Here is a 14071-nt window from a genome sequence, read left to right as displayed (position 1 = left end):
TCTCCAGATTTTCCCATCCACTCAAACGGAAGAAAACCTGGGGCACTTCAGAGGTTGAGCAGCCTAGTGAGGGTGCTGCGGCCGGTTTCGGGTGCTTCGGTGAACCGCCCGCCAGATCCGCGACGGCACCTTCCTCAAAGACCTCCTCTGACGGCGTTCGGTATTGAGGTACGACCTAGTTAGGTCGCAGGTCATTCCTCGATCAGCGATCGGAAGAAGGGTGGCAGCGCCCGCGACGTGCTGTTAGGGCTGCTGTGCCTCCAGGGTGATGACCGTGTCGTAGAGACCGAGGATGCGTTGCTGCTCGGGGTGGGATCGAATACCGGTGTAGTGTAGGGAGGCGTCCTCGTAGCGGCGGAACGCGAAGACCGCCTGGTTCATGTGGATGGAGTTGAAGACTCCAAGGTTCACGAGCAGGTTGAAGTCAGCCACTGACAGGCCGGTGACCTTCTTGAACAGGTCTGGCTCAATCTTGGTGATGACGTCGTGGAGCGTGTTCTCACGGAAGTCGGTGAGGTACATGAAGGCGGGGATCCGGGTAGCGAACTTGATGAGTTTTTCCTGGATCTGCTTGCGCTTGGACTTGTACTCCTTCTCTTCCTCGGTGAGTTCCTTCTTCTCCTTCTTGGTCAGGTCGCCACCCTTTTCTTTCTTGGTGGCGGAGACCTTTTCGCTCTTGTTGACGACCGTTTCAAAGATGTCCGAGCCCAGCGCACGAAAGCCCTCAATGTTCATAATGGCTTCCATGGCTGCCTGGTTGTCCATGATCTTGCGCAGAGTCATGTTGTCGACGTTCACCAGGATCGCGGATTCCCACTTCTTGGCCAGCAAGGTGGCTGAGGTACCGGACATGGCGATGTCGAGGATTTCGCCGGCGTTGATCTCCTTCATGTTCGCCCCGTCGTAGGCGAGCACCGGGAGGAATTTCACCAGGTCCGCCACAGCCCGCTCGGGGCTTTCAGCGGTGGGGTTCAGGCCGCTGGCGTAGTCGGCCATCTGTCGTAGTGCCCGGGTGGGAGCGAAGTCGAAAACGAAGGCGACCGGCTTGAGGACCTCCTCCTCGTGCGGGTTGTCACCGTTGGGGTTGGTGATCGCCCACGGGGACTGCACCCGGAACGCGGCTTGGAAGTAGGTTTCGGGGCTGGTGAGGTTACGCAGCATGAGAATCGCGGACCACTGCTTGACTGTCACGCCCGTGGTGAGTTTGCCGCACGAGAGCGTGATGGTCTTCGTGTCGTAGCCATCGTCGATTGCTTCGCGCACGGGCGGCAGGGCTGCCACACCGATGCCGGCCTTTACTCCCGCGGCAACGATGACGTCGTAGGAGTGCCAGTAGGTGTTGTGGCGGGCGCGCAGCAGGTTGGCCATCGCGAAGCACGAGGCGACCGAGGGCAGGAACCAAAACGAGTGCTGCATGTAGGGCAGCAAGCGAGCGTCCGCATACGGGAAGGGTGGCCTGCTACCGGCTTTGAGGGAGTCGAGCTGGGTGGGTGCGTGTTCACCGCGGATGAGGTCAAGCCACTTCTGTACATCCGACTCGTGGACGAAGCGGGCAGCGTCGCCCTCCCCAGTGGCTTCAAAGAAGGTGTTGAGGTCGAACTCGTCGAACTCGCCCTGTGCGGCCACCGAGAGGATGTCATCGGGCATCTGATAGGTCAGCAGCCGCATCTCCGGCAGCGCCCCGTAGGGGTTTCGTTCACCCTGGCGCTCGAGCTCCCAGCGGGCCTTGGCTTCCTGCTCGTCGGTGTAGGTCCAGTTGAAGATCTGCTCCTCAATGAACTCACCCGTTGCCAGAGCCTTGAACGGAGTGCCGGAAAGGTAGAGGTAGGCGCGAGTGGTAATGGGCAAGAACTCTGCCTCGTCACTGCCCAACTCATCGAGCTCGGTGTCAAAGGCGTCCAGCGCGCCATCGGCGAACTCGACCGCCAACTCCTTGTCGGCTACCTTCTGATCCTCGCCCTCGAACAGAGCCTTAGCCGATTCGCGCCATGCACCGAAGTGGTACTCGTCGAAGATGACCAGGTCCCAGTTGATGGTGTGAACCCACTCGTTCTTCGATTTAATCAGCCCGGTCTTTCTATCCCGGCCAAGCAGATCCTGGAAGGAGCCGAAGTACACCAGCGGCTCGTCCGGGTCACCGGGACCGCGCTCAGCCATGAGATCGGTGTTGCGGTATTGCCAGCTATCAAAGTCAACATGGCTGGCTAGATCCTCATGCCAGGCGTCCTGCACGGCAGGCTTGAACGTCACCACGAGGACGCGCTTGGCTCCCATGCGCTTGGCGAGCTGGTAGGAGGTGAAGGTCTTACCAAAGCGCATCTTCGCGTTCCACAAGAAGCGCGGCACAGCGTTGATGTCTTCTTCCCAGATCGACTTGTAGTAGCCGATCGTTTGTTCCACGGCCCGGGCCTGCTCAGGGCGCATCCCGAAAGTCTGGTAGTGGTGGCCAGTGAAGACCACCCCCTTACGCAGTTCCGCAATCGCCGAAAGAACGTCGCGCGGCTTGCAACGCACCCACTCAGTTGCGGACCCGAAGTGAGGGTTCTCAAAGCCCTTTGCCTTGAGCCGTTCGATGACGTCCTTGTCGCGGAAAAGTGACCCATCGTCACGTTGGGCGATCTCATCGGCATACAGCGTGAACTCTTGCTGCACCTGGCCCTGGGACTCGCGGATCCGCTCCCGCACGTCCTCCCGAGTGGTCTGGCCGACCTTGATGAGCCCCTCATACTCAGGCGCCGGGTTCTTCGGAGACCACGCATAAATCCGCAGCCGTGCCGATGGACGAGGTGGGAGCAACACCTCCGCCGAGCGAGCCATCACTCATCCTCCATCGGGCGCACAATCGACTCAATGAAGGCGATATCCTCATCCGTCAGCCCGTACTTGGCGTACAACTCCGCATCCGTCCAAGTCCGATCCCAGGATTGCTGAGGTATAAACGCATAGACACGGCGCGGCGCATCTTGAGTGGACTTGCGAAGTGAAACGAGGAACCGGGCGAATCGAGTCCGAATATACGATGCGACGGATTGAGCCTCGCTCTCAGAGCTGAACGCGCCAGCAATGACATATGTTTCAGTGCAAGCCGTTCCAGGCCCGGCAATAATTGGTTTTGACAAGAACTTCGTTTCTACGGCAGCACTGGTGCCCTGCACCCGTGTCATCAACACTTTCCAAGTGTCAACAAGTTCGATATTGAGTGGAAGATCGTCACGCTCGATCCACGAAACCTTCTGAGATCCGAACAACTGAATCGGGTCAGTTTGGCCCGTTGGGGATTCCGCACCGTGAACGAAAGTTCGCAGCCCGAAGGGCTTGTTTGCCGAGACCATTTGGTCCATCGTGGGCTCGGAGAGTGACTGGACTTTTCGCAGGATGGATACGGCTTCATTCTGGCGAACCAGAACGTCAAACTCATCAAGGTATCGCTCGGCCTCAGGCCCGAGTGGTTTGCCGTCCCACATAGTTTGTACCGAGCATGGGCCATCGTGGTTTCGATCCCACAGGAAGTATGAGACGCCGCCACGTATCTTCACGCCGGGAAATGCTTCGTAGAGCTTCGGGTAGTCGACCAAGCGCCGCAGTCGATGATCGTGAAGCATCTGGTCACGGTAATCGTCCAGTCCCTTACCGCCCGCGAACCATCGAGAGGGGGTGACCATGGTGACGTAGCTGGGATCAAGGTCGAACGCTTTCTGCACAAAGAGCTGGTAGATCGGACTTGCCGAGGCGTTGTGCCCGCCGTCGCTCAGCTGGTATGGCGGATTTCCGATCACGATGTCGAAGTGCATGGCGGCTCCAAAAATTTCGTTGATACGTTGCTTGATGTTGTCAGTGTGGATGAACGCGTAGGCGTGCGTTTCAAGCTCGTCTCCTCGCCCGTAGTCGTTCTCTCCAGCGCCGCAGTAGGAGCACTTGCGCCCCGTGTAGATGAAGATTTCGTCCCCGGTGAGTGGGTCTACTCGACTCTCGCGCGTTCCGCCAGTCCAAGTATGTTCGGTGCGTTCGAACCAGATGTTTCCGTCCGGGGCGTCAAAGCCGGTGCAAATCGAGTGCCCGCCACTCGCACGCTTGGAGCAGTAAACGCTCCGTCGAGCCATGAGCGCAGTGAGCTCGGTGATCGCGATCCCGTACACCTGTTTGGTCAGCACGTGGTTGACCCGCTCCTGCAGGTCTGGAATCTGTGCCTCGAGTCCTTCGACGAGGCGGCGAGTGATCTCCCGGAGGAACACGCCCGTCTTGGTGAACGGGTCGAGGAACGTCACGTTCGGGTTTGCCCACAGGTTCTTACCGTCATGGTCGGCCGCCCACGCCTCAGCAACCATATCGAGCATGGCGCTGGCCATCTCCGGCGGGGTGAAGACCTCATCGTTGGACAGGTTCGCGATGCAGGTGAGCACGTCAGGGTTGTGTGCGCGTCCGAGCAGCCCCTCCATGGTCACGACTCCAGTGCAGCGATGTCGGCCACGCTCATCGTGGGGAACGACGTGGTGGGAGTGAAGATGTCGGCGATCTCCATGTTTCCGAAGAGAGTGTCCTCACCGAAGGCGGATCGTTTAGCAAGGTCGCCGTAGAGGAAGTCGCGGCGCTGGAAGCGTCCTTTACCGAGGTACCCCCACTCTGCGAAGGCGATCGCCTCGCCGTTAGAAAGTTTCATGGTGAGTGCGTCGGCTTGGACGATATTGGTCTTGAGGACCACGCGGGCTGCTTGTGTCCACTCGGGCTTTGCGTCTGGGCCGAGGAAGTCCACGAAGATTGCGTGCAGGTTGTCGCGGCAGATCTGGGCGTTGTCCTCGAGCAGTTCGATGCCGTAGATGCACATGAGTCCCAGCAGGGCGTAGTGGTCGCGCTCGAACTCATTCCTGCCGTACCTAGCTTGGCAGGTGGTGAGCTTGCGCCGCAGCACCTCTTGGAGGAATGCGCCTTCACCGCAGGCTGGCTCGAGGATGCGGGCGTCGATGCGCTCAGACTCGTCTTTGACGAGGTCGAGCATGTCGTTGACCATCCAGGAAGGAGTGAATACTTCGCCATGGTCGGCAACTCGCTGCTTGGATTTCACGAGGTTGTCGTCTTGGCTCATTCGGGCTGCTCCTGGTCGGGTACGTCACTGATATCGGGGCGACCAATGGCGCGGGTGGTGTTGAATTCTTTGCGCACGATTGTGCGTAAAAACTGCTTCTCAAATTATCACCATGGCTACCTCATGGTGTTGAGGACGCGCCGCGAAGGCTAGAGGAGAAGTAGTGGCCAGCGTCGCCACTTGATCGAGATCGCAATTGAGGGTGTTGCAGATCTGAAGTGGTCTGGGTTTTCTTCCTAGGCGTTTGCCTTGTTTTCCATTATTACTGATGCCTTGTATTGTTGCCAGTATTGACTCTCGATTTCTTCTGGTGTTTGATAGTTGAGCTTCTCGTGGAACCGGCCAGGTAACCCATTAAAAGGTCACGATCTCGACTTCGAACATATTATCCCAACACCGATTACGTATCAGCTCATTCTTATTATGTATCAGCTCGTTCTTAAACGAACCATTGACGTTTCCTGCTAGCGCTTTATCGTAACAATCCCCACCACTGCCTGTAGATTCAGTAATTCCGGCAGCTGTGACATCACGTTGTACTACATCCGCACGAGTATCAGAAGTCTTTGCTTTACCAGTGGTCACCGGCATTTTACCTTTACCCGTGCCACACCCATCGACCACCCAGCATATTAAAAACAAGTATGGGTAACCGCACACGCGATTACCCACACTTAGATCAGAGTTGTAGAGAGCTTAGCCCCGACGATGACGCGCGGTGTAGCGCGAAGCCCCGAACAGCCCCGCACCACCCAGAAGCGCCATGAGCGAGAACGCCACAGCGTTACCCGTCTCAGCACCCGTGCGAGCCAGCTGCGAGCCAGCCTTCTCCTTCGGTGCAGCAGATCCGGCAACAACCTTATCCTTCACACCAGGCTTCTCCGCACCCGCAGGCTTCTGCGGGTCAGCAGGCTTGGATGGAGGAACTGGCTTCTCTGCATCCGCTGGCTTCTGAGGCTCGCACGTTGGCAGAGCCTCAATCTCGTTCAGCTTGCTGTTCGCAACCTTGAGCGCACCATCAGCATCCGACGCAACCTGAACAGCCTTGTTGAAGACTGCCTCAACAGAAGCAAGGGCATCCTTAGCATTCTGAACGGCATCCCGCGCAGCCTCATTAGCAATATTTGCCTCAGAAACTGCTGCACTAGCAGCCTTCTCGCCATCCTTCGCCTGTGCAAGCTTATCCTTAAGGACATTGGCGTCGCCAGCCTCAAGGGATGCCTTATTAGCATCAGCCATTGCCTTATTCAGCTTAGCCACATGCTCAGCAGCCTTCTGCGCAGCCACAAGCTCCGCTTCAACTGCCTTAGGCTTAGCGGCATGGTAAGCATCGTATGCTTGCTGTGCCTTAGCCTCCGCTGCTTCAGCGCGCTTATGATCCTCGACAGCCTTCTTCAGCACTGCATCCGCAGCAGCCTCAGCCTTTTCCTTAGCCTCAAAATCCGCCTGAGCAGAAGCCACACGGGCGTCAGCTTCCTTTTCCGCCTGCTCTGCAGCAACTAGAGCATCCTGCTTCTCCTTAGCGAGTTTATCAGCAGTGGCCTCCTTACCCTGAAGAGCCTCAACCTTTCTGTCTGCAGCTGCCCAGGTACGCGCAGCTTCATTCCTGGCCTCTTCGAGCTGGTCGGGGTCACCTGCCTTCTGCGAGACCTCGAGCGCGTCCTCCATCACCTTGCGAAGCTTATCCGCTTCGGCTGCCTTCGCTTCAGCCGCTTCAAGAGCGCGGCGCACTTGAATGTGATCAATCTTGCTGTATTCAGCCTCGGCTGCCTCAGCCTTAGCCTTCAAAGCCGCGTGATCCTTGGCAGCCTTCTCTGCCTCCTGTGCCTCCCAGTAAACCTTGTTAGCTGCGAGTAGTTCCTGCTTCGCTTGCTCAAACGCGTCATTTGCCGCTTGCTTTTCCTGCGTCGCTTTTGTCAGCTCCTGCGTCGCCTTTTCCAGCCTCTGCGTCGCGTCTTTAACTTTCCTCTTGGCCTCTTCGATTTCTGTCGCGTCGTTGCTCTGTTCCGCCCTGGTTAGGTTGGATTCAGCAAAATTCTTCACGTTCTTAGCCGTTTCAGCAGTAGTCTTGGCTTTTTCAACAGCCTTCTCGGCATCCGTGAGCTTGTTGGAGGCTTCTTTGGTCTTATTCTCAGCCTTTTCTTGGGCAGCCTTAGCGTCGGCGAGCTTCTTCGGGTCAAAGTCACTGCCTGCTTTCATCAAAGCCTGCTGTGCCTCGACCAGTGCCTCGCGGCGCTTTTCTGCATCTTCTGCAGCAGCCTTTGCCTTCTTGAGGTTCTCAACAACAGCAACCGGGTTTATCCGGGTGTATGCAGCTTCAGCCTCATCGTATGCCTTCCATGCAGCCTTGGCAGACTCAAACGCCTTGTGAGCTTCCGTTACTGCCTTATCGGCCTTATCGCGTTCCTCTACGGCGGTCTTGACCGCCTCACCAGCAGCAATCGCAGCCTTATTCGCCTTGTCGCGATCAGCCTTAGCCTTGCTGGTCTTCTCAGCCGCAGCAACCGCAGCCTTATTCGCCTCGTCGCGAGCAGTCTTAGCCTTGCTGGTCTTGTCTGCTGCGGCAATCGCTTCCTTGTTTGCCTTGACCATCTCACGGCGAAGCGCCTCTGCATCGCCTGCCTCAACGGAGGCCTTATTCGCATCAAGCATTGCCTTCTCAAGTTCGACCACACGCGCACTAGCCTTCTTAGCCGCCTCAAGGCGCGCAGCTACCTCATCAGGCTTAGCCGCCTGATAAGCATCGTAGGCATCCTTCGCAGCCTTCTCAGCAGCGACTGCGGCATCATAAGCGCTCTGCGCAGCCTTCACGGCCGACTTCGCCTTGACAAGCTCACCTTTTGCCTTTGCCAGACTGTCCGCTGTCTTATCAGCCTGCCGTTGCGCCGCATCGTAAACGGCCTGTGCTTCATCCACATGGGACTTCGCTGCCTCCACAGCAGCCCGTGCCTCAACAACCTTTGCACGAGCAGCTTCTACCGCTTGGCGCGCACGCTCAAGCTGTTCCTTCTTTACCTGCTCCGTCGGGCAAACAATAACCTTCGCAGCATCAGCATCCGTGGCTGGGGCAGCAAAAGCAGGCGCCCCCCCTGCGATGACAACGCCGCTGAGCGTGGCAGCAAGCGCGGCTCGCATTGCCAGTGAATTTTTGGTGTTCATGGACGTAACTCCTGTATATAGAAAAACTAGACGCTACCTACGGCACCGTATATTAAACTAGATAATTGTCCGATTATTCATATGCATACTACGCTATAAAAACTACCAACCCAAAACCAAAACACACAAAAATGGCATTACTTACAAACACAGTCAACCTATTGCACCTAGAAGGCCTTTATGCCGAACACGACGATTTATTGCCAATCGCGAAGGTGAACAACGCCAGCCCAAGATGGCCGATCTTCGAAGTAATCGCGATGTCGATGCCGTTGGCCTTCGGAAAAGCGGAAAACGCAATAGCCGAGAACAGCACCGCCGCAGCGCCAAGGGCCCCTGATCTTGATTTGGCCAAAAATCATGCCGATACCAATTTTGTGTGCGGTACGGCCAAATAAGCGCCCAGCTGGTCAACAGTGCTCTATCAGACCCTCCTGTATTGTCTCCCGCCGATCGGGCCCCATATTATTTTCTACCCTTGCGCCCACATCAAGAATTCTTCAGCAGAATAGATAGGTTTGCCCCATCTAGCAGCATTGCGCGTTTTCCGGCGAGTTTTGCTTCTAGCAACCGAGCAACGTCTTCAGGCGATCCGATAGGCACAATCTCAAAATTTCGAGTGAGCAAATACCCCACAGTAATCTCATCCAGCGGCTGATAAATCGCGGCATCCGTATCCACTCCAGATCCGTTCAACGAATCGATGGTATCCTTGCGCGTTTCGCGCATCCGATGATCAGAAGCTGTAATTTCGTATTCTTGAGCCGATGTTCCACTATCGCGCGTAGGATTTTACAAGCGATTCGATCGTTGTTCCATCTGGATATGCCACAGCAATATCAATTGGCCGAATCAAGGCGGACTTTCCCGTACCCCTACCCGTAAGGAACAAATGCGAACCCGCATCAAGCACATCGAGAGCTTCTCTAAACTCGTCCGTGACAACCAATTCGCCCATATTCCATCGCCCTTTATCCGTTCAACGACGCGTCAACTTCACCACATAGCCCATCTCATTTTCTTCAGGAACAAGGTGAAGAACGGATACGCCACGATCAATATCAATCTGCGCAACGCCACCGCCTAGAATACTAGCTTCCGCCACGTCAACATCTATCATAACCGACGCGGCGCTACATGCTCCGTCGCTTGGAACCCCATATAGATACAAAGTATCGCTTTTCTCCACCACAAACCAATCATGATCTGCGCCTGATTTCTGAACCACACGAGGAGGCGCCGCCAAAGCACGCGTGCCATAAATACCCTCACCATGGTTACACATCCAGCCGCCTAGTTCGCGCAGCCCTCGCTCAACATGAACAGATAATGCCCCCGACGAATCCGGGCCAAACCCAACCAGATAATTTCCGCCACGAGCGACAATCCGTAAGAGATTTGCAACAATTTCCCACGTAGGACGAGCAGGTTCATCCTTCATGGTCGAACACCACGTACGAGTCCAGGTCATACAAGATTCCCACGGATAGTCCACATACCGATCTGGAAGCTCTTGCTCAGGAGTCCGATAGTTTTCATGCGGCCCATGAACCTCACGGTCAACGATCAAGATCCCCGGCTGAATCGACCGGGCCAGAGCCGCCAACTGATCAATCTTAAAATCTTCCCGAGGAGCACGCACCCATCCCGCATCAAGCCACAACACATTCATCGGCCCATAATTACTCAACAATTCAGCAATTTGTGCATGGCTAAAATCAACAAACCGATCCCAGCGGCCCGATTCTTCTTTCGTATCATAATTTGCGAAACGATCATGAAGCGGACGTGCCAGGTCCCAATAGTCTGGCCGTGCCCAGTCAGCCTTCGAAAAATACACGCCCGTTTCCATGCCATGCGCACGAAACGCGGATGTTACTTCACCAAAAATATCGCGGCTCAACGGGCAATCTTCCGCAGTGGACTTCATGTTAGACAAAGCCGTGTCATACATAGCGAATCCATCATGATGCTTTGTGGTGAATACGACGTACTTCATTCCCGCATCTGCACACAAAGTCGCCCACCGATCAGCATCAAAATCGTCTCCCACAAAGCTATGCCGCTGCTCGTAGTACCACCGATGGTAATCGGCGTCGGACCCGACAAAATCGTCCGGAGGATCAGTAAACTCCCCCAACCGATCACGATGCAAAGACCACGAACCGGCCTGCCCAATCGCCGTATAAATACCCCAATGGATAATCACGCCAAACTTCAAATCGCGCCAATGTTCAAGTGACGCACCAATCTGCGGATCGTCCGGATACTCATATCCGGGATCAAACGTTGGGCTCAACGCGCCAGCAGCCTCCAAATTATCTGGAGTGAAATCAAAATCAGCCATCACTATCAGGGCCTAGAATTTCAGCCCGCCCTCCTCAATGCCTCGGAAGAAATACTTCTGGGTAGAAAAATACACAGCCAGGACCGGAATCAACGCCACAATCGCACCTGCAAGAACCACTCGATAATCTGTACCAAAATCAGATTGCAACCGAGCGATACCAAGCATCATCGTATTTTTCTCATCAGACTGGATATTGAGCAACGGCCACAAGTAGTCCTGCCACGCAAAAATAAACGCAGTCAATCCCACAATCACTAACGATCCCTTGGTCTGCGGAAGCATCACACGCCAGAACCGTTTCCATTCGCCTGCCCCATCAATCAAGGCCGCATCTTCAATCTCATCTGGAATTCCCCGGAAGGCCGCCATCATCAAAAACAAATGGAAAGGCCCCATCATCCCCGGAAGCCACACGCCAATTAACGTATCGTAAAAACCCATGGCCCTCACCTGTGCGTAGAGCGAAAGCATGATCGATTCAAAGGGGAAAATCAACGCGCTCATCAAGAAGGCCATAACAACTTTCCGACCACGCCATCCCTTACGGGAAATCATGTACCCACCCGTGGTGGAAAAAACGAGTGCAGAGACAACGTTTAAACCACACACAACAAGCGAATTCCCGATAAAAATCAGAATATTCGTATCAGTGAAAAGCTTTGTGAACGCGGCCAGTGACCATTCGTGTGGAATCATACTGGCACCGGGCCCGAATAACGGTTCATTCGGGCCTTTGAACGCGCTAAGGAGCGGCCCAACAATTGGCCCTACCAAAACGATCAACACCACAACAAGAGTGATGTAACGTCGAACAAGTTTCCATCCATGAATACGTTGAACTGCGTGAGCGCTCGATTGACGATTTTTCTTCACAGCAGTATTCGCGCCTCGTGCTGGAAGCTGGTCAGTTGGCTGCGAGGTTGTTGTTGCAATACTCATCATCGTCACCTATCGTTCGATAACCGCTGGGATAGAACGATGAACCCAACAGTCATAAAGAAAAGAAATACCGCTGCTGCTGAGCCCGCGCCAAGAGATCCATACATCGGATCGAGGCCTTCATTTCTGATATACATTGTGAGAGTTTCTGACCTCCCGCCAATACCACCAGTGCCGTTTGACAAAAGCTGAACTTCGGTAAAGATTTTCAAACATCCGATCGAAACAAGAGTAGCCACGAGCGCCATCATCATTCGAACTCCTGGGATGGTCACCGTGAAGAATCTCCGGATTGGCCCTGCGCCATCAACTTCGGCAGCCTCATACAGCGTCCGATCAACATTCGCGAGCGCCGCCATATACATGAGCATGTAATAGGGGATGCCTTGCCAGAGTGTAATGAGCATTGCTGAAATGAGAAGCATCCACCGGCCTGTGAGGAATGGTACCGGCTGTTCAATTACTCCAATGTAGTGGAGAAGGTTGTTAACCACGCCGTCGTCTTTGAGCATTGCTCTCCACGCGAGCGATATAACCACAAGCGATGAGACTGCGGGAATATAGTAAAGCGATCTGAACAAACCGATGCCTGGTATCCATTCTTTGACAAGGACGGCAAGGAATAACGGTATGAGGGTCATGAGTGGGACCACTATGAGCGCATAAACAACCGAGTTAAAAGTAGCGTTCCAAAACATTGGGTCCCGGAACATGTCGATGTAGTTTTGGAATCCGACGTTTTGGCCTTGGCCGGAAAGCGGATCTGCATCTGTAAATGAGAGAACAAAGGTGTTGATGAATGGGAATATATAGAAAGCAAACACCAAAATGATTGGAATTCCTACCCATAGCCAGGGCATCCACCAGGTGCGGTAGCGTGCTGCTCCGTTGATCGTTTCAGTTCGTTGGCGCTGTTTACTTTTTTTCACGTCGTTGTGAACAGTTGTACTCATATCACGTCTCTTCGTGCTTTATGTGAAGTAATGGGTTGGGCAGGCGTCGTGTGCCTGCCCAACCGTTCGTGTTATTTGTTGAGCTTTTTGAGAAGCTTGTTCATTTCTGCTTGTGCAGTGTCCAGTGCTTCTTGTGGTGACATTTCGCCGACAACCGCAAGGTTGACGTTCTTTTGGAGCGAATCAGCCACTGCTCCAGTGACGTAGAAGAGTGGGATATACGCTTCGGCGTCGAGGGCTTCTTCTGCTGCAAGGCGGCGGGCTTGTTCAAAGACTCCGTTTCCTTCGACGGCGGAGAGCGACGGATCTTTCAAAGCTTCGGTTGTTGCCGGGAAGACTACCGCTAGGCCGGTGTCGATCCCAAATCGCGCCCATTCGAGCCCTGCTTCTGGGGAGGTGAAGAATTTTGCCCATTCGGTTGCGAGTGGTGCGTTCTTAGTTGTAACGGACACTGCTAGGTATTGCCCATCGAAAATTGGCTTCATTCCCTTGTTAAGTGCTTCTTTGCCAACTCCTGTGACGTCGTAGGTTGCTTGGGCGTTGGTTTTGACGTTGCGTAGGAATGATGCATTTGGCGTTCCATATGCGAGGTTTCCTTCGCCGTATGCGAGAGACATATCCATGTCACCAGTCATGGAATCTGGTGGAATTGCGCCTTCTTTGTAGAGGTCAGCCATGTGAGTAACCCACGCTAACGCGGCTTTGTCTTTAGCAAATGTGAATTCAGAATGGTCAGAGTTCATCATTTCTACACCGATTGCACGCCATTGCGGAACCATGTACCAAGAAGTATTTCCGTAGAGTGAATAAGCTCCGGTTTTTGCGGCAGCAATCTTGTGCGCGTTGTCAAAGTATTCGTCCATTGTGGCAGGAGCTTTTTCTGGATCAAGTCCTGCTTTTTCAAAGATCTGCTTGTTGTAGGTGGTCAGGAATGGGCCGAAGTACCAAGGGTAGGCTGTGTGTGATTCGCCTGCACCAAACTTCACGCTGTTCCACACGCCTGGAATAAATTCTTTGCCTACATCTGGGGTTTTGACGTCGAAGTTGAGTAGGAGGTTTGCTTTAGACAAGGCTAAAACTGTTGAGCTAGCAATATTGACAACATCAGCCATTGAGCAGTTTGACGCTTGGGTGATCATTGTGGTGTCAAAATCAGGACCGCCTGGGATATCGGTCCATTTAATTTTGGTTCCTGGGTGAAGTTTTTCAAAGTCTGCGATCTTCTTGTTAACGAAATCGTCAAATGTTCCTTTGAGCCCCTGGGTTTGGAAGGTGATTTCCCCTTCAATTTTGTCACTCTTGACTGGCTTGTTATTAATGTTTGCTTCTGGAATTTCACAGTTGACTTTTGGGGTGGGAATATCTGATGAAGAGTCAGCGTTCGTTGCTTTCCCCGATCCTCCCATGCATCCAGACAATGCAAGTAAAGCCGCAGTTGCAATAGCGGCTGTGTTTGTCAGTTTTCTTTCCATTGCGCATATCCTCCATTGGCTATATATCACCGAAAGATCTCCGTTGACCTTTCAGTCGCGCTAGTGCCACTATGATAACGCTGAGATAAGGTGTGCGCAACGAAAATTTCCCCCTTCG

At 54.2% G+C, this 14071-nt stretch carries 12 protein-coding genes; 1 reads left to right on the top strand and 11 read right to left on the bottom strand.

The window, feature by feature from the left end:
• Window positions 1-243: 243 nt before the first annotated feature.
• The 5 genes from ARCH_RS02580 to ARCH_RS02560 all read right to left on the bottom strand — a co-directional run bounded on the left by ARCH_RS02580 (window position 244) and on the right by ARCH_RS02560 (window position 8239).
• Window positions 244-2817 carry a DEAD/DEAH box helicase family protein gene (locus tag ARCH_RS02580; protein ID WP_013169750.1) on the bottom strand — a complete coding sequence of 858 codons (2574 nt, stop codon included), beginning with the start codon at window positions 2815-2817 and terminating at the stop codon, window positions 244-246.
• Window positions 2817-4436 carry an Eco57I restriction-modification methylase domain-containing protein gene (locus tag ARCH_RS02575; RefSeq protein WP_013169749.1) on the bottom strand — a complete coding sequence of 540 codons (1620 nt, stop codon included), beginning with the start codon at window positions 4434-4436 and terminating at the stop codon, window positions 2817-2819. The genes ARCH_RS02580 and ARCH_RS02575 overlap by 1 nt, the downstream gene beginning before the upstream one ends.
• A 2-nt stretch (window positions 4437-4438) precedes the next feature.
• Window positions 4439-5080 carry an N-6 DNA methylase gene (locus ARCH_RS02570; RefSeq protein WP_013169748.1) on the bottom strand — a complete coding sequence of 214 codons (642 nt, stop codon included), beginning with the start codon at window positions 5078-5080 and terminating at the stop codon, window positions 4439-4441.
• A 354-nt stretch (window positions 5081-5434) separates the two neighbouring features.
• Window positions 5435-5665 (bottom strand): hypothetical protein, encoded by a 231-nt coding sequence (locus ARCH_RS09270; protein WP_148214495.1) that lies wholly within the window; start codon window positions 5663-5665, stop codon window positions 5435-5437.
• Window positions 5666-5776: 111 nt separating this feature from the next.
• Complete coding sequence (locus ARCH_RS02560; RefSeq protein WP_013169747.1) at window positions 5777-8239, bottom strand: hypothetical protein; 2463 nt, start codon at window positions 8237-8239, stop codon at window positions 5777-5779.
• A 131-nt stretch (window positions 8240-8370) separates the two neighbouring features.
• On the opposite strand from ARCH_RS02560, the gene ARCH_RS10390 reads away from it, so the two are divergent.
• Complete coding sequence (locus ARCH_RS10390; RefSeq protein ID WP_013169746.1) at window positions 8371-8637, top strand: hypothetical protein; 267 nt, start codon at window positions 8371-8373, stop codon at window positions 8635-8637.
• 91 nt (window positions 8638-8728) lie between these two features.
• On the opposite strand, the gene ARCH_RS02550 is transcribed toward ARCH_RS10390, so the two are convergent.
• From ARCH_RS02550 to ARCH_RS02525, 6 genes are all read right to left on the bottom strand, one after another.
• The gene (locus ARCH_RS02550) at window positions 8729-8968 is read right to left on the bottom strand and encodes a hypothetical protein (RefSeq protein WP_013169745.1); all 240 of its coding nucleotides are present in this window, start codon (window positions 8966-8968) and stop codon (window positions 8729-8731) included.
• A gap of 46 nt (window positions 8969-9014) precedes the next feature.
• Window positions 9015-9197: a hypothetical protein gene (locus ARCH_RS02545; protein WP_013169744.1), complete on the bottom strand. Its 183-nt coding sequence runs from the start codon at window positions 9195-9197 to the stop codon at window positions 9015-9017.
• A gap of 21 nt (window positions 9198-9218) precedes the next feature.
• Window positions 9219-10586 (bottom strand): alpha-L-fucosidase, encoded by a 1368-nt coding sequence (locus tag ARCH_RS02540; protein WP_013169743.1) that lies wholly within the window; start codon window positions 10584-10586, stop codon window positions 9219-9221.
• A 12-nt stretch (window positions 10587-10598) separates the two neighbouring features.
• Entirely contained in the window at window positions 10599-11528 is a 930-nt protein-coding gene (locus tag ARCH_RS02535) for a carbohydrate ABC transporter permease (protein WP_013169742.1), read from the bottom strand.
• Window positions 11529-11533: 5 nt separating this feature from the next.
• Window positions 11534-12481, bottom strand: a complete 948-nt coding sequence (locus ARCH_RS02530) for a carbohydrate ABC transporter permease (protein ID WP_013169741.1) — start codon at window positions 12479-12481, stop codon at window positions 11534-11536.
• Between the two features lie 71 nt (window positions 12482-12552).
• Window positions 12553-13953, bottom strand: coding sequence for an extracellular solute-binding protein (locus ARCH_RS02525; RefSeq protein WP_013169740.1), 1401 nt, complete (start codon window positions 13951-13953; stop codon window positions 12553-12555).
• Window positions 13954-14071 lie beyond the last annotated feature (118 nt).

The organism is Arcanobacterium haemolyticum DSM 20595 (assembly GCF_000092365.1).
GTDB lineage: Bacteria > Actinomycetota > Actinomycetes > Actinomycetales > Actinomycetaceae > Arcanobacterium > Arcanobacterium haemolyticum.
Note: the sequence above shows the minus strand (reverse complement) of the source record. Positions and strands in the feature narration are given on the sequence as shown.

Coding starts and splice junctions, on each gene's coding strand:
- ARCH_RS02580 (WP_013169750.1), bottom strand. CDS start 2,817: ATGGCTCGCTCGGCGGAGGTGTTGCTCCCACCTCGTCCATCGGCACGG.
- ARCH_RS02575 (WP_013169749.1), bottom strand. CDS start 4,436: ATGGAGGGGCTGCTCGGACGCGCACACAACCCTGACGTGCTCACCTGC.
- ARCH_RS02570 (WP_013169748.1), bottom strand. CDS start 5,080: ATGAGCCAAGACGACAACCTCGTGAAATCCAAGCAGCGAGTTGCCGAC.
- ARCH_RS02560 (WP_013169747.1), bottom strand. CDS start 8,239: ATGAACACCAAAAATTCACTGGCAATGCGAGCCGCGCTTGCTGCCACG.
- ARCH_RS10390 (WP_013169746.1), top strand. CDS start 8,371: ATGGCATTACTTACAAACACAGTCAACCTATTGCACCTAGAAGGCCTT.
- ARCH_RS02550 (WP_013169745.1), bottom strand. CDS start 8,968: ATGCGCGAAACGCGCAAGGATACCATCGATTCGTTGAACGGATCTGGA.
- ARCH_RS02545 (WP_013169744.1), bottom strand. CDS start 9,197: ATGGGCGAATTGGTTGTCACGGACGAGTTTAGAGAAGCTCTCGATGTG.
- ARCH_RS02540 (WP_013169743.1), bottom strand. CDS start 10,586: ATGGCTGATTTTGATTTCACTCCAGATAATTTGGAGGCTGCTGGCGCG.
- ARCH_RS02535 (WP_013169742.1), bottom strand. CDS start 11,528: ATGAGTATTGCAACAACAACCTCGCAGCCAACTGACCAGCTTCCAGCA.
- ARCH_RS02530 (WP_013169741.1), bottom strand. CDS start 12,481: ATGAGTACAACTGTTCACAACGACGTGAAAAAAAGTAAACAGCGCCAA.
- ARCH_RS02525 (WP_013169740.1), bottom strand. CDS start 13,953: ATGGAAAGAAAACTGACAAACACAGCCGCTATTGCAACTGCGGCTTTA.